Annotated in this window: 13 protein-coding genes and 1 tRNA gene; 5 read left to right on the forward strand and 9 right to left on the reverse strand. The window is 48.9% G+C overall.

Annotated features, from left to right (window positions below):
• Positions 1-23 precede the first annotated feature (23 nt).
• The 3 genes from glsB to trmB all read right to left on the reverse strand — a co-directional run bounded on the left by glsB (position 24) and on the right by trmB (position 2,070).
• On the reverse strand, positions 24-950 hold the full coding sequence (glsB, locus tag M2403_RS11815; protein WP_165059139.1) for a glutaminase B: 927 nt from the start codon (positions 948-950) through the stop codon (positions 24-26).
• Between the two features lie 74 nt (positions 951-1,024).
• Positions 1,025-1,351: a YggL family protein gene (locus M2403_RS11820; RefSeq protein WP_015698505.1), complete on the reverse strand. Its 327-nt coding sequence runs from the start codon at positions 1,349-1,351 to the stop codon at positions 1,025-1,027.
• Positions 1,351-2,070, reverse strand: a complete 720-nt coding sequence (trmB, locus tag M2403_RS11825; RefSeq protein WP_152327731.1) for a tRNA (guanosine(46)-N7)-methyltransferase TrmB — start codon at positions 2,068-2,070, stop codon at positions 1,351-1,353. The genes M2403_RS11820 and trmB overlap by 1 nt, the downstream gene beginning before the upstream one ends.
• Positions 2,071-2,289: 219 nt before the next feature.
• Between trmB and mutY the strand changes: the two genes are divergently transcribed.
• The 3 genes from mutY to mltC all read left to right on the forward strand — a co-directional run bounded on the left by mutY (position 2,290) and on the right by mltC (position 4,800).
• Positions 2,290-3,384, forward strand: coding sequence for an A/G-specific adenine glycosylase (gene mutY / locus M2403_RS11830; protein WP_152327730.1), 1,095 nt, complete (start codon positions 2,290-2,292; stop codon positions 3,382-3,384).
• On the forward strand, positions 3,381-3,653 hold the full coding sequence (locus M2403_RS11835) for an oxidative damage protection protein (protein ID WP_101075311.1): 273 nt from the start codon (positions 3,381-3,383) through the stop codon (positions 3,651-3,653). The genes mutY and M2403_RS11835 overlap by 4 nt, the downstream gene beginning before the upstream one ends.
• A gap of 67 nt (positions 3,654-3,720) precedes the next feature.
• Positions 3,721-4,800, forward strand: coding sequence for a membrane-bound lytic murein transglycosylase MltC (gene mltC / locus M2403_RS11840; RefSeq protein WP_152327729.1), 1,080 nt, complete (start codon positions 3,721-3,723; stop codon positions 4,798-4,800).
• A gap of 70 nt (positions 4,801-4,870) precedes the next feature.
• Here mltC and speF read toward each other — a convergent pair whose 3' ends face one another.
• Positions 4,871-7,033, reverse strand: coding sequence for an ornithine decarboxylase SpeF (gene speF, locus M2403_RS11845; protein ID WP_259229257.1), 2,163 nt, complete (start codon positions 7,031-7,033; stop codon positions 4,871-4,873).
• Positions 7,034-7,714: 681 nt separating this feature from the next.
• Here speF and M2403_RS11850 point away from each other — a divergent pair.
• Positions 7,715-7,790: transfer RNA gene (locus M2403_RS11850), tRNA-Phe, on the forward strand.
• A gap of 290 nt (positions 7,791-8,080) precedes the next feature.
• Positions 8,081-8,419, forward strand: coding sequence for a DUF1294 domain-containing protein (locus M2403_RS11855; protein ID WP_208950348.1), 339 nt, complete (start codon positions 8,081-8,083; stop codon positions 8,417-8,419).
• A 76-nt stretch (positions 8,420-8,495) separates the two neighbouring features.
• On the opposite strand, the gene M2403_RS11860 is transcribed toward M2403_RS11855, so the two are convergent.
• The 5 genes from M2403_RS11860 to M2403_RS11880 form a co-directional block, all read right to left on the reverse strand.
• The gene (locus M2403_RS11860) at positions 8,496-9,581 is read right to left on the reverse strand and encodes a GDP-mannose 4,6-dehydratase (RefSeq protein ID WP_217152845.1); all 1,086 of its coding nucleotides are present in this window, start codon (positions 9,579-9,581) and stop codon (positions 8,496-8,498) included.
• A 145-nt stretch (positions 9,582-9,726) separates the two neighbouring features.
• On the reverse strand, positions 9,727-10,881 hold the full coding sequence (locus M2403_RS11865; protein ID WP_152328021.1) for a glycosyltransferase family 4 protein: 1,155 nt from the start codon (positions 10,879-10,881) through the stop codon (positions 9,727-9,729).
• A gap of 146 nt (positions 10,882-11,027) precedes the next feature.
• Positions 11,028-12,407, reverse strand: a complete 1,380-nt coding sequence (cpsG, locus tag M2403_RS11870; RefSeq protein ID WP_259229258.1) for a phosphomannomutase CpsG — start codon at positions 12,405-12,407, stop codon at positions 11,028-11,030.
• 14 nt (positions 12,408-12,421) lie between these two features.
• Entirely contained in the window at positions 12,422-13,843 is a 1,422-nt protein-coding gene (locus tag M2403_RS11875) for a mannose-1-phosphate guanylyltransferase/mannose-6-phosphate isomerase (protein WP_259229260.1), read from the reverse strand.
• Positions 13,844-13,908: 65 nt separating this feature from the next.
• Positions 13,909-14,889, reverse strand: coding sequence for an acyltransferase (locus tag M2403_RS11880; RefSeq protein ID WP_259229261.1), 981 nt, complete (start codon positions 14,887-14,889; stop codon positions 13,909-13,911).
• Between the last annotated feature and the right edge of the window lie 19 nt (positions 14,890-14,908).

Raw genomic sequence — 14,908 nt, forward strand, 5'->3', positions numbered from 1 at the left:
TACTCTCCCTTAAGACAGCAAACTCAAAAAATTGAACGGCCAATTCGTTGCGCCAGTAATTCTAAGGCAGCAATACCTGCCAAAGAGTTCCCCGCCGCATCAAGTTCCGGCGACCAGACAGCGATACACATCTCTCCCGGCACGATAGCAATAATGCCGCCACCGACACCGGACTTGCCCGGCATGCCGACGCGGTAAGCGAATTCACCGGCGCCGTCGTACATGCCGCTGGTCACCATCATTGCGTTAATCTGTCGCGCCTGACGGGCATCAATCAGCGGCTGCTCATTACCCAGCGGATGGCCCTTGTTCGCAAGATAAACGAACGTCCGCGCCAGTTCCTCACAACTCATGCGCAATGCGCAATAATGGAAATAGGTGTGCAACACGGTGATGACGTCGTTATCGAAATTACCGAAAGATTTCATCAGGTAAGCGATGGCGGCGTTGCGATCGGAATGATCGAATTCAGAACGCGCAACGTGCCGATCGTAGTTGAGATCGGCCGAACCGGCCAGTTGACGCACCACTTCCAGCATTCTTTGCTTGGGCGCAGTCAGACGGGTTTGCAGCATATCGCAAACCACCAGAGCACCGGGGTTGATAAACGGATTGCGCGGTTTCCCCTGTTCCAGCTCAAGCTGAACCAGCGAGTTAAACGGCTGGCCGGAAGGCTCTTTGCCCACGCGTTGCCAGATTTCGCTTTCCTGATAGCGGGTCAGCGCCAGCGTCAGGCTGAGCACTTTAGAAATCGACTGGATTGAGAACCGGGTATTGGCATCACCGGCACGAAAGATCTCCCCTTTCGTGGTACACACGGCAATCCCCAGATGATCAGGGCTGACTTCTGCCAGCGCGGGAATATAGTCGGCGACTTTACCACGGCCAATCAGCGGCCTGACCTGCGCAAGAATATCTTCCAGCAAACTGTTATCGAGCTCGGTACCCAACGTCCTTCCTCCAGATGTAACAAAGGTGCCGGAAAGGCACCTTTAAAAGATTCAGTGTTCAACTGCTGGCAGAATCAATCCCACCAGATATCGAACAGGTCTGAAACTTCAACGTCTTCCATTTTATGGTCTTCTAACCATTTTTTGACCTGCGCGCGCTGTTCATCAGTGCAGTGACCGATATCCTGACGGCAAACCAGACCTTCCCATTGCAGATAGCCGCTGCCGTCGAAGGCCAGTTTGTTTGGCTCGATCACACCGTCAATGAATTTATCCAGTGATTCGTCAATGGTTTCTACCGCGGTACCTTCCGGGAAACGCCATTTTACAGAGAAGCCCAGTTCCTGGAACTCGGCAATGTGTAACTTCTTACGTAAACGACGACTGCGATTTGTAGCCATTATTGCTTCCTCTCAAACATCAGATCCCACACGCCGTGGCCTAAACGCTGGCCACGCATTTCGAACTTAGTTACCGGGCGCGATTCGGGGCGCGGTACATAATTATTTTCCTGCGACAGATTTGCCCAGTTTTCGAGACTGGTCATCACCTCAAGCATGTGTTCTGCATACGGCTCCCAGTCGGTTGCCATATGGAATACGCCACCCACTTTCAATTTCCTGCGCAGTTTCTCAACGAATTCAGGCTGCACGATACGGCGCTTATTATGACGCGCTTTATGCCACGGGTCAGGAAAGAATAGCTGTACCATGTCCAGCGAGCCATCCGGAATCATTTTTTCCAGTACTTCAACCGCATCGTGACACATCACGCGCAGGTTGCTGACGCCCTCTTCGTGCGCCGTTGCCAGACAGGCACCGACGCCCGGCGAATGCACTTCGATCCCGATAAAGTTCTGGTCAGGATTCTGCTGCGCCATGGTGACAAGCGACGTGCCCATACCAAAACCGATTTCCAGCACAACCGGTGCTGAGCGACCAAATAAGGCATCAATATCCAGAGCTTCAGTCTGAAACTCCACGCCCATCACCGGCCAGAAGTTGTCCAGCGCAAATTGCTGACCTTTGGTCAGACGGCCCTGACGGCGGACAAAGCTGCGGATACGGCGCATCGCGCGACCGTTCTCATCGAACTCCGGAGAAATGACGTCGTTTTTCATGGTGTTTCCACTCCGTTACGCAAGACGCGGTATTCGGTCACTGCTGTATTTTGGTCATTAACTGTTAAGAATGGCGCATTATCCAAACTTACTCCCGATTAGCAAGGCTTGCGGGCAGGAAATCCGTCAATACAGTGCGGAAAGTTCCGGTTTACAGCCAGACGGGAACTGTGATGTGATCAGCCCCGTCTTTTAACCCTGCCGGACTGTAATTCACCCATGATGGAAGCCTCCACTTTTTCGCCGCTGGTGCTCGACTGGTATCAGCGCTATGGCCGTAAAACGCTGCCGTGGCAAATCGCCAAAACGCCTTATAAAGTCTGGCTTTCTGAAGTGATGTTGCAGCAAACGCAGGTCGCAACCGTTATTCCTTATTTCGAACGGTTTATGGAACGCTTCCCGACGGTGTCCGATCTCGCCGCCGCCCCGCTCGATGAAGTGCTGCATCTGTGGACCGGTCTGGGTTATTACGCCCGGGCGCGTAACCTGCATAAAGCGGCGCAAACTATTGCCACTCAGCACAATGGCGTGTTTCCGACCACTTTTGATGAAATTCTCGCGTTGCCGGGCATTGGTCGTTCGACCGCAGGCGCCGTATTGTCGCTGGCGCTAAACCAGCACTATCCCATTTTAGACGGTAACGTGAAGCGCGTGCTGGCCCGGTGTTATGCCGTTGACGGCTGGCCGGGCGAGAAGAAAACTGAAAATCGTTTGTGGAAAATAAGCGAAGACGTCACACCGGCTGAAGGTGTCGCGCAGTTTAATCAGGCGATGATGGATTTAGGGGCGATGGTCTGCACCCGCAGCAAACCAAAATGCGAACTTTGCCCGGTGAAATCCGGCTGCGAAGCCTACGCACATCACAGCTGGGCAAAATATCCGGGTAAAAAACCCAAGACGACGTTGCCGGAAAAAACGGCCTTTATGCTGATGATTCAGCAGGACGAAAAAGTCTGGCTGGAGCAGCGGCCGCCGGTGGGCCTGTGGGGCGGTTTATTCTGCTTCCCGCAATTTGCGACAGAAGAAGAACTGGCGCAGGGGCTTCAAAAATACGGTGTTACGCAAAATCAGTTGCAGCAGCAGACCGCTTTTCGCCACACTTTCAGCCATTTCCATCTGGATATCGTCCCGATGTGGTTAAATCTGCGAACGACAGCGGGTTGCATGGATGAAGGTGCGGGTCTCTGGTATAACTTAGCGCAACCACAACAGGTCGGGCTGGCCGCACCGGTCGAGCGTTTGCTGACCTCTCTGGCAAAACAAGCCGATGGCAAAAAACCGTCCCAACAGAATGATCATAAGGAATTAGCATGAGCAGAACGATTTTTTGTACTTTTCTGAAACGCGATGCCGAAGGACAGGACTTCCAGCTTTATCCGGGCGAGATCGGCAAACGTATTTTCAACGAAATTTCGAAAGAAGCCTGGTCTCAGTGGATGACCAAACAAACCATGCTGATCAACGAAAAGAAACTCAGCATGATGAACCCGGACGACCGGAAATTGCTGGAACAGGAAATGGTTAATTTCCTGTTTGAAGGTCAGGATGTTCATATTGAAGGCTACACCCCGCCTTCAAAATAACGTTCAGGAACAGAAATTTAGGCAGGCTCGTGCGCGGCCTGCTTCTTTCACCAGAAATGGTTTTCAGATGAAGAAAATTTTAGCTTTGCTGGTTATCGCACCGATGCTGATTTCCTGCTCCGGCAGTAAAAAAAACCAGTTCGACGAAGCTTTCGTAAAAGACACCAACGGATTCGATATTTTGATGGGGCAGTTCGCTCATAACATCGAAAATATCTGGGGTATGAATGAAGTCCTGATTGCGGGTCCGAAAGACTACGTAAAGTATAGCGATCAGTATTACACCCGCAGCCACATCAACTTTGATGCGGGTACCATCACGATTGAAACCATTTCCGGCACCGATCCGGCCGCGAGCCTGCGTCAGGCGATCGTCAGCACCTTACTGGTGGGCGATGATCCGGGCAATGTTGACCTCTATTCCGACGCCAACGATATCCAGATCAGCCGTGAGCCGATGCTTTACGGGCAGGTTCTCGACAACACCGGGCAGCCTATCCGCTGGGTCGGCCGTGCCAACAGCTTTGCCGATTATCTGGTGCAAAACAAACTGATGCGCCGCCAGTCCGGCATGCATATCATTTATTCCGTCACGATCCAGATGGTGCCAAACCACCTGAATCAGCGTGCGCATAAATATCTGCCGATGATCCGCGAAGCCTCCGCCAAATACGGCGTCGATCAGTCGCTGATCCTGGCGATCATGCAAACCGAATCCGCCTTTAACCCGTATGCGGTCAGTAACGCCGATGCGCTGGGCCTGATGCAGGTTGTGCAGCATTCCGCCGGGGTTGACGTCTTTAAATCCGAAGGCAAGTGGGGCAAACCGAGCCGAAGCTATCTGTTCGATCCGCAGAACAATATCAACACCGGCACCGCGTATCTGGCGATGCTGCAAACGACGTATCTGGGGAACATCAGTAACCCGACGTCACGCCGTTACGCCGTGATCACGGCCTACAATGGCGGTGCAGGTAGCGTGCTGCGCGTGTTCTCACAGAACAAAACGCAGGCGTTCAACATCATCAACAACATGGCGCCGGGCGATGTCTATACCACGCTGACCACCAAACATCCGTCAGCAGAATCGCGCCGCTATCTGTACAAAGTGAACAACACGCAGCGCAGCTATCGCCGTGTAGACTGATGTGATTCCGGTACAAAAAAAACGGAGGCCAGCTGGCCTCCGTTTTCATTTCTGCGTGAGCGTGTGCGGATTACTCCGCGACGACGTAGCCCATAATACGCTTCCAGCCGACCGGTTTTTTCTCGATATAAACGCCCTGAAGTTCAGGCGAGAAGCCCGGCAGCAGATTAATCCCCTCTTCCAGCGCCATGAAGTAACGCTGCACAGCGCCGCCCCACAGCTCGCCCGGCACGACACACAGAACGCCCGGCGGATACGGCAACGCACCTTCCGCCGCGATACGGCCTTCGGCTTCGCCGACAGGCACCAGTTCAATGTTGTCGCGGATAAACTCGTTATGAGCGTCCTGCGCGTTCATCACCGCTTTCGGGAAACTCTTCTCGCGGAACATCTCTTTTTGCAGCTCTTTCACATCAAAACTGACGTACAGGTTATGCATTTCCTGGCACAACTGGCGGATGGTGTAGTTGCGGTATCTGTCTTCGTTTTTACGGTAAACGGTCGGCAACACTTCGCTCAGCGGCGCGTCTTCTTCGATGTACTGCTCGAAGCGAACCAGCTCTTCCACCAGCAGCTGCATTTTGGCCGGCGTTTCGGCTGGCGTCAGCAGGAAAAGGATCGAGTTGAGATCGCATTTCTCCGGCACGATGCCGTTCTCACGCAGGTAGTTCGCCAAAATAGTCGCGGGAATACCAAACTCGGTATATTTCCCGCTGGACGCATCAATGCCTGGCGTGGTCAGCAGCAGCTTGCAAGGATCAACAAAATACTGTTTTTCCGCGTAACCCGAGAAGGCATGCCAGCGCTCGCCCGGCACAAAATCGAAGAAACGCACATCGTTCGCCATTTCAGCGGTTTCATGATCCTGCCAGCGCTTTCCACCGACCACCGGCGGAACAAACGGCAGAATCATCGAACACTGATCGAGCAGCATTTTGCGGGTTTCGATACCCAGCTTCACGCACTCCATCCACATATGTTTACCGCTGCCACCGGCATGAATACGCGCGTTGACATCAAGCGCGGCAAAAAGCGGATAAAACGGGCTGGTTGAAGCGTGCATCATGAATGCGTTATTCAGCTTCTTATGGCTGCAATGACGCTTCTGGCCTTTGATATGATTGTCTTTTTTATGGATCTGCGACGTCTGCGAGAACCCGGCCTGCTGCTTATGCACGGACTGCGTGACGATAATGCCCGGATCGTTTTCGTTGAGCTCCAGCAACAGCGGTGAGCACTCTTTCATCATCGGGATGAATTGCTCATAACCGACCCATGCAGAATCAAACAGAATGTAGTCGCACAGATGCCCGATTTTATCGACCACCTGACGCGCGTTATACACGGTGCCGTCATACGTGCCGAGCTGGATAATCGCCAGGCGGAACGGACGTTTTTCTCCAGCACGTTGCGGCGCCACTTCTTTGATTTGTTTGCGCAGATAAGTTTCATCGAAACAGGCCGCGTCGATGCCGCCGATAAAACCAAACGGATTGCGTGCGGTTTCGAGATACACCGGCGTCGCGCCCGCCTGAAGCAGTGCGCCGTGGTGGTTGGATTTATGGTTGTTACGGTCGAACAGCACCAGATCGTCGCGCGTCAGCAGCGCGTTGGTCACGACTTTGTTCGCGGCAGAAGTCCCGTTGAGCACAAAATAGGTTTTATCCGCGCTGAAGACTTTCGCCGCATACTTTTGCGCATCTTTCGCCGAGCCTTCGTGGATCAGTAAATCGCCCAGTTTGACGTCGGCGTTGCACATGTCGGAACGGAAAATGTTCGGGCCGTAAAAATCATAGAACTGACGCCCTGCCGGATGGCGACGGAAAAACTCACCGCCCTGATGCCCCGGACAGGCAAAGGTCGCGTTCTCCATCTCGACATACTTTTTCAGTGTGTCGAAAAACGGCGGGAACAAAGCTTCTTCATAGCCCTGCGCAGCCGATTCAATCTGCGCCGCATAGAACGCCTGATTGGCATCGGACAGCGTAATCACGCCTTTCAGCGACGGTAAAAACTCCGGCGCAATCTGCTCCGTTCCCTGCACTGCAACAAACGCGGGGATCCCGAATCCCAGCGTTTCTATCTCCGCCAGCCTGCCGTGATTCAGATCCCCGACAGAAATAATGATGGCCGCCACGTCGGCATAATCGGCACGACGCAGATCGACGACCAGGCGGGACGTCTGGAGATAAGGGGCGACAGAAGCGCTTGCTGCAAGTTTTAAGTGTTTCATTCAGACTCTCAAACGGTTAAGTAAGAGGGTGTGCCACAGGGCACGGCAATGAGCTGGTTCTTACGTCTTAAAGGTATAATGCGCAGAGTCCAGCCCGGCAAATGACGTTGGCTTGAGCGCGAGGTCGAGTGCGATGAAACGATGCCCGAGGGGCAAAGTGGTGACAGATCGACGTTCAGGCCAGGCCACGTCTGATAGACAACAGTAAAATCAGAGGTGCGCTCTGTTTTTACTAATATCTAACAGCAGGCAAACGGTAGCCTTACCGCATGAAAGGATCTGCAAAAGGAGGAAAACTGGAATCGTGGTGATTACAGCACCCGGAGATCATCATCAGATTTTTTCTGCACTTACGAAAAGCGCGATGTGATAAACCAGCCATGCCGCAACCCTCTTGAGCTGTCGCGTGAAAACGGGATCAGAGTTGTTTAATAAATCGGCGCAATAATGGCATCTTTTATTCCCCTGTTCAACCCTGAACATTGCGGGAAATTCTTGCAGAATGCGACATCACAAAACGCGAAAATCCGCCCATCCCACCCTGTTTTGACAGACACTTTCCCGGTATCGTAAGTTAAATCGCCAAAATGCGGTAAAAAGCATCAGTCGGGTGACGAACGCCACCGTTGTTACAAAAAGCCGTTGACGACACATGCCCAATACGGTTTAATGCGCCCCGTTGCCCGGATAGCTCAGTCGGTAGAGCAAGGGATTGAAAATCCCTGTGTCCTTGGTTCGATTCCGAGTCCGGGCACCATCTTTAAAGAAACCAGCTTAACGGCTGGTTTTTTGCTTTCTGAGCTACGGACTCTCCATCGAACTCCGTTCGATTATTCGTCTCATACTGAGACTCACCCCTTCGGGGCCAGCGCAAGCGCTGTTCAAAGCTGCTTCGCAGCATTGTCCGAGTCCGGGCACCATCTTTAAAGAAACCAGCTTAACGGCTGGTTTTTTGCTTTCTGTCCTTTCTGTCCTTTCTGTTTTTCTGTCCTTTCTGTCCTTACTTTTCTTTATAGTTACACGGGTCTTCCTTCAATTTCCGGTGATATCTCAATGAACGCGGTCTGTTATGTCCTGCTGATGTTCACGGTCGGCGTCAGTCTCATCTCTCCTTATCCTGTCCGGGTGGGCTTATTACTGATCAACCTGCTGACATTACTGATTTACGGTGCCGACAAGCTAGCCGCCCACAAAGGCTGGCGAAGGATACCGGAAAACACATTACTGCTGTTCGGACTGCTCGGTGGCTGGGCTGGCGCACTGGCGGGTCAGCAACTTTTCCGGCATAAAACGCAGAAGCAACCTTTCAGAACGAGATTTATGCTCAGTATCGCTGCCAATATCGCTGCCGTTTTACTGGCACTCTGGTTGGGCTACGGACGGTAAAAATCAGGCAAAAAAAAGCCGGAGAATGTCAGCGCATTCTCCGGCTTTTTATACATCTCAGAAACAGCGGCTGGCGTTATCCGTACAATTTCAGCCGTGCAGCTTTCTTCGCACAAGCAAGGTCCGCCTGCACCATCTCAATCACCATATCCTGCAAAGATGTTTCCGGTGCCCAGCCGAGTTTACGGCGGGCTTTGGTCGGATTGACATTGACCTTACAGGCTTCGGCAGGCCGGATATAACGCGGGTCTACGGCGACAATCACGTCCCCGACTTTCAGGGCCGCCGCAACCGGGCTGATGATCGCGGTAATAATCCCCTTCTCTTCCACGCCCTTGCCTACAAAGCGCAGCTTAATCCCGAGCTCCAGCGCCGCAAACGTCACAAACTGGCGGACGGTATACTGCACACCGGTAGCCACCACAAAATCCTCGGGATTATCCTGTTGCAACATCAGCCACTGCATTTTGACGTAATCCCGGGCATGGCCCCAGTCACGCAGCGCATTCAGATTCCCCAGATGCAGACACTTCTCCAGCCCCTGCGTAATATTGGCCAGGCTGCGGGTAATTTTGCGCGTGACGAAGTTCTCGCTGCGGCGTGGTGACTCATGATTAAAAAGAATGCCGCTGCATGCATATAACCCGAACGTTTCGCGATAATTCACAATGGTCCAGAAATCAGAAATACCCGTGGCATACCAGGAGGGATAAATATTCAGGCTCACCATTTCATTAATCGCGATGCCATTCACCAGACCGCATAACGCCGAAGGCGACGCATGATAATAACGCGTTTTCGTTTCCAGCCCGAGAATACGGATAGCCTCCAGTACCTTCAGCGCACTGAATTCCCCCGTGGAAAACAGATCATCTGCGGAGTCAGAATTTTCAGACAACTGACCTGCTACTCCCAGATTATAAACTTCGTCCGGTCGGATAATAGCGAGCAAATCGCGAGCCGTTCCCGTGCTGATATCAGCATAAGTATAAATATGAAGATCAGAGGATTTATCGTGGAAATTACTGCCCGCATTACCGGTATTATGCGGAACGACATTCCCGCCAATCCCGTGAACAGTATAACCTTTCTTTAATAAAAGCTCGGCAAGATAAGAACCATCCTGCCCGGTTATATGGGTAATCAGTGCGACTTTAGACATATAAGATCCTTTGATTACAATTTAATAAACACATCATGAATGATGCCCGATTATAATCGTAAGGTTATTCACCGGAAGGCAGAGAGTGAACCAGAATTAAGATGCAGAAACGATTTAACAAATGGCATAAGTGAACCGTAAAGAATTAATATATGACTTTCTTACTTTCATTAAACGCTTGCCACTTTGTTTTAATATAGTCATCCAGTTCACTGTGAAAACGTTCTTCAGAGAACCGCAATGCATTGTTGCGGCAATTCACCGGCAGGAAAGATCCCTGAAGGGTCTCGAAGTGCAAAACAGCGCGCAGGAGTGAATCTGCCGTCTGCTCTGCAAAGAAAATACCGGTCGGATTTACTTCACCATAAGGCCGGATGGACTCCAGTACGCCGCCTTTGCCAAAAGCAATGACCGGTGTTCCGCAGGCCTGCGCTTCAACCGGCGTGATACCAAAATCTTCTTCGGCAGCAAAGACGAACGCCTTCGCACGACGCATATGATCCTGCATGACCTCGTCCGGTTGATACCCTAAAATCTCAATATTCTTGCCCGCTTTCGCTTTTATTTTGGTCATCTCAGACCCGTCACCAATGACTACCAGCTTTTTGTCCGGCATCTGGCTGAACGCTTCCACAATAATATCGATGCGCTTGTAGGGCACCATACGGGACGCGGTAAAATAGAAGTCGTCTTTATTTTCCTGCAACGTAAAACGGTCCACGCTCACCGGCGGATAAATAACATCTGCATCACGCCCGTAGACTTTTTTAATTCTCCGCGCGATGAAATGTGAATTAGCAATGAAATGGTCTACGCCGTTGGCGGTACGGCAATCCCAGATGCGTATTTTGTGCAAGAACCATCGTGCTAATTTACCCTTAAGGCCTTTATCTAAACCAGCTTCCCTGAGATACTGATGCTGAAAATCCCAGGCATAACGTATCGGAGAATGGACATAACTGATATGCAGCTGGTCGGGCCCGGTGAGTACCCCTTTTGCTACGGCATGGCTGCTGGAAAGAATAATATTGTGCTTTGTGACATCCAGCTGCTCGATGGCTAACGGCATCAGGGGCAAATATTGCTGATACTTTGTTTTTGCATACGGAAGCCGTTGAATAAATGATGTCTTAACATCTTTACCGTAAAATTGTTTTCTGGATTCATCAGAGAGAAAATCAACAACCGAATAAAGCTCGGATTCAGGATAAAGTTTTATAAATTCTGCAATAACTTTTTCTGCCCCGGCAAAAGTCACCAACCAGTCAGCGACAATCCCAACACTCACTTCATGTGACATCATTAAAACCTCATAAATTATTATTTTGGTATGATGATAAAAAAAATACAAATAAGAGTAAACGCGAAACATTTCGGAAATTAAAAGTGAGTAATACGAATTAGATAGTGAGCTGTATTACTCACCAGAAAATATTTTACAGATAATTACATACTGCGGAGAATAGAAAGAATCCTCCTCGTCTGTTCCTGCATCAGTTTTGAATTAGCCCTGGATTCCACATTCAGACGCACAACCGGTTCCGTATTTGAGCTGCGAAGATTAAACCGCCATTCATCAAACTCAAGGCTGATACCGTCCGTATGATCGACATTAATGGCTTCACCTTCATAAACCGCCAGCACGCGCGCAATAGATTCTTTCGGCTGATGCAGGAAACTGTTTATTTCACCTGAAGCCGGATAGGCAATAATGCGGTCATTAATCAGTTGGCGCAGGGACTTGCCTTTTACATGCAATAGTTCCGCCACCAGCAGCCACGGAATCATCCCGCTGTCGCAATAATAAAAATCGCGGAAGTAATGATGGGCGCTCATCTCACCACCGTAAACTGCATCTTCCTGGCGCATACGTTCTTTAATAAAAGCATGGCCGGTTTTCGACATAACAGGCACGCCGCCCGCACCGGTGACAATATCAATGGTATTCCAGCTCAGACGCGGGTCATGGATAATTCTTGAGTTGGGATATTTTTCGAGGAAGGCATCGGCAAGCAGACCGACGATATAATACCCTTCGATAAAATTACCGGCATCATCAAAGAGAAAACATCTGTCAAAATCACCGTCAAAAGCGATCCCCATATCTGCTTTGTGCTTAATGATGGCATCCGTCGTGTCCTGACGGCACTCCGGCAATAACGGGTTAGGAATACCGTTAGGGAATGTGCCGTCTGGCTGGTGATGTACTTTGATAAATTCAACCGGCGCACCGGCCTGTTTGAAGCGCGCTTCGATTGCATCAATAACATGGCCCGCAGCGCCATTACCCGAGTTGATGACCAGTTTCAGCGGACGGATAAAATTCTTTAAATCGACATAACTGAGTAATTTATCGATATACGCATCGAGTACCGACGCTTTTTCGTAGGTTCCACGCTGAGCAGGATCGGCAGGTGAAAAATTGTTCTCTTCTGCCAGACGTTGTATTTCCACAAGCCCGGTATCACCGCTTATAGGTTTAGATTCTTCACGAACTAATTTCATGCCGTTATAGTTCATCGGATTATGGCTGGCCGTCACTTCTATTCCGCCATCCAGTGCCAGATAAGACGTCGCAAAATAGATTTCTTCTGTACCCGTCACGCCGATATCAACAACGTCCGTTCCCGCATCCTGCAAACCTCTCGCCAGCGCAAGTTTTAATGCTTCGCTGGTTAAGCGGACATCGCCTCCCAATACCATTTTATTAGGTTTTAAATATTCACCGTAAGCCCGACCAATCCGGTAAGCAATATCTTCGTTAAGTTCAACGCCCAGTTCACCGCGGATATCGTAAGCTTTAAAGCAAGTTAATGTACCTGACATATTTCATCCCCAAATTAACAGCGACCATAGTGATCTTTTATACGGATAATATCGTCATCTTCCAGATAGGATCCCGACTGAATTTCCAGAAGTTCCAGAGGAATTTTTCCCGGGTTCTCTAACATATGCTGAGCCCCAATAGGGATAAACGTTGATTCATTTTCACTGAGCAGATAATTTTTATCTTCGAGAATAACTCTGGCGGTGCCCGACAGAATGACCCAGTGCTCCGCGCGGTGATGGTGCATTTGTAATGAGAACTGTCCGCCCGGTTTAACGGTGATGCGGTTCACATGATAACGGGGTGCAGTCACAACATTATCGTTACGGCCCCACGGGCGATAGGATTCGCGGTGCAAACGATATTCCCGTCGTTTATTATCTTTTAAATATTCGACGACTTTTTTAACGTCCTGCACCTGGTTTTTATCAATCACTAAAACGGCATCTTTTGTATTTACGATGACCAGATTATCCACACCAATGGCGGCCACCAATTTCTCATCGGTGTTGATATAACAATTGTTCGCATTATGGGTAAATACATCGCCACTGATGGCATTCCCTTCAGCGTTTTTATCATTCACTTCCCAAAGCGCCGACCAGGAACCCACATCATTCCAGCCCGCATCTAACGGAACAACAATCGCATCCGTGGTTTTTTCCATTACGGCATAATCAACAGATTCATCCGGACAGGAAATAAATGCCGCTTTATCTACACGGATAAAATCTTGCTGCTCATCAGTATGCGAAGTCTCAATCGCTTTCTGACAGGCTTCGAGTATGTCCGGCCTGAATTTCGCAATCTCTTCAAGAAAACGTCTGGCGCGGAACAAAAACATACCGCTGTTCCAGTAATACTCGCCGCTTTCCAGATATTGCAATGCGACCTCAAGATTCGGTTTCTCGACAAAACGCTGTACCCGAAAAACAGGATCGGCATCACTGCTGAATTCTGTTCCCCTCTGGATATAACCGTAACCGGTTTCAGGGCCTGTTGGCACGATACCGAACGTGACCAGTTTCCCCTGCTCAGCGAACGGAATAGCATTCTGCACGGCCTGATGGAAGGCATCCGGAGACTCGATAACATGGTCGGCAGCAAGCACCAACAGTAACGGATCAGAACCGTTGTCGATGGCACTGAGCGCAGCCAGCGTAATAGCAGGCGCCGTATTGCGCCCGACAGGCTCAAGAATAATATTGCCGGAGAGCTGGTCTATTTGTCGTAATTGTTCGGCAACAAGAAAACGATGCTCTTCATTACAAATTACCAGCGGTGCAGAAACGTCCAGCCCTTTTAAACGGGTGACCGTTTCCTGCAACATGGAATTATCGCCATGCAGACGAAGAAATTGTTTTGGATAAAGCTCACGAGACATTGGCCACAAACGGCTACCGGTGCCGCCAGCCATGATTACTGGAAGGATCATGATTACCCTCACCTGATTGATATATTTAATATGGAGAACTAAATGTATTTTCTAAAAATTATTATCTAAAATAGAAAATGCAATTTTTTTCTATACTTAAGAAGAAAGAGCGATGTCACTAAAGTTAAACCGACTGTAATCATATATATTTGAGGAATAGTAAATCTTGAACTAAGATTGATCAGGAAAATAATATAAGGATGGACAAAATACATAGCCCCACTGAGTAAAGCTAATTTCTTGGTATTAAAACCCTTAAAGTAACACTCATGATTTTTCATGAGCAACACAAATAAAACCGGACAAACAACAAGTAGTGAAAGTATAAAATCAATATGATAAGTATTTTTGTTAAAAATAGTTTTATAAGAAAACGTAAGTTCAGCCACTAAAAATACTAATCCAACCACCAGTGCTAACAAACTAATTTTAACACTACTCTTTTGGATTAAACTATTCTTAGCAATGAATGAGCCAATGTACATCATTGGAAAACCGAAAAATAAACCATTTCTAAAGATCCAGTACTGAGAAAGGATTTTATAATAAGTGCTATCAATATTTATAAAAACTCGTGAGTATTGCAACAGTAGACCTAAAATAAACAATCCAACAGACAGATGCAGCCCATATTTAATATCCTTGAAGTAATATAATCCTATACCTCCTATTGCCATTGCAGAAATATACCAAAGGTGATGATAACCAAAAATTATTTCTGAAATAAAAACAGCCAGGTGTCTAGCATTTAACCCATCGTAAGGAATGTACATTGGGAGGTAGATAACCTGCCAGGAGACAAATAATATCAGCACTCTTACTAACCAGCGTTTGTATAGATTTAAATCTGTAACATTAGTTTGGAAATAATAACCATTAATAATAAAAAAAATAGGAACTGCAATTCTAAAAAAACCATCTACAGTATAAAAACTTAACGCAGGGTCATTAGGGAAAACATCTACGTGTATTGCTACAACCATTAAAATCAATAAAACCCTAAAAACATCAAGCAATTGATTTCTATCTTTCATATATTTAGACATCTAATTTACCAACGTGAGG

This window comes from Rahnella sp. BIGb0603 (assembly GCF_024808755.1).
GTDB lineage: Bacteria > Pseudomonadota > Gammaproteobacteria > Enterobacterales > Enterobacteriaceae > Rahnella > Rahnella contaminans.

What these genes read in the sequence shown, in the direction of transcription:
- M2403_RS11820 (WP_015698505.1), bottom strand. Translation starts at nt 1,351, where the DNA reads ATGGCTACAAATCGCAGTCGTCGTTTACGTAAGAAGTTACACATTGCC.
- trmB (WP_152327731.1), bottom strand. Translation starts at nt 2,070, where the DNA reads ATGAAAAACGACGTCATTTCTCCGGAGTTCGATGAGAACGGTCGCGCG.
- mutY (WP_152327730.1), top strand. Translation starts at nt 2,290, where the DNA reads ATGATGGAAGCCTCCACTTTTTCGCCGCTGGTGCTCGACTGGTATCAG.
- M2403_RS11835 (WP_101075311.1), top strand. Translation starts at nt 3,381, where the DNA reads ATGAGCAGAACGATTTTTTGTACTTTTCTGAAACGCGATGCCGAAGGA.
- mltC (WP_152327729.1), top strand. Translation starts at nt 3,721, where the DNA reads ATGAAGAAAATTTTAGCTTTGCTGGTTATCGCACCGATGCTGATTTCC.
- speF (WP_259229257.1), bottom strand. Translation starts at nt 7,033, where the DNA reads ATGAAACACTTAAAACTTGCAGCAAGCGCTTCTGTCGCCCCTTATCTC.
- M2403_RS11860 (WP_217152845.1), bottom strand. Translation starts at nt 9,581, where the DNA reads ATGTCTAAAGTCGCACTGATTACCCATATAACCGGGCAGGATGGTTCT.
- M2403_RS11865 (WP_152328021.1), bottom strand. Translation starts at nt 10,881, where the DNA reads ATGTCACATGAAGTGAGTGTTGGGATTGTCGCTGACTGGTTGGTGACT.
- cpsG (WP_259229258.1), bottom strand. Translation starts at nt 12,407, where the DNA reads ATGTCAGGTACATTAACTTGCTTTAAAGCTTACGATATCCGCGGTGAA.
- M2403_RS11875 (WP_259229260.1), bottom strand. Translation starts at nt 13,843, where the DNA reads ATGATCCTTCCAGTAATCATGGCTGGCGGCACCGGTAGCCGTTTGTGG.
- M2403_RS11880 (WP_259229261.1), bottom strand. Translation starts at nt 14,889, where the DNA reads ATGTCTAAATATATGAAAGATAGAAATCAATTGCTTGATGTTTTTAGG.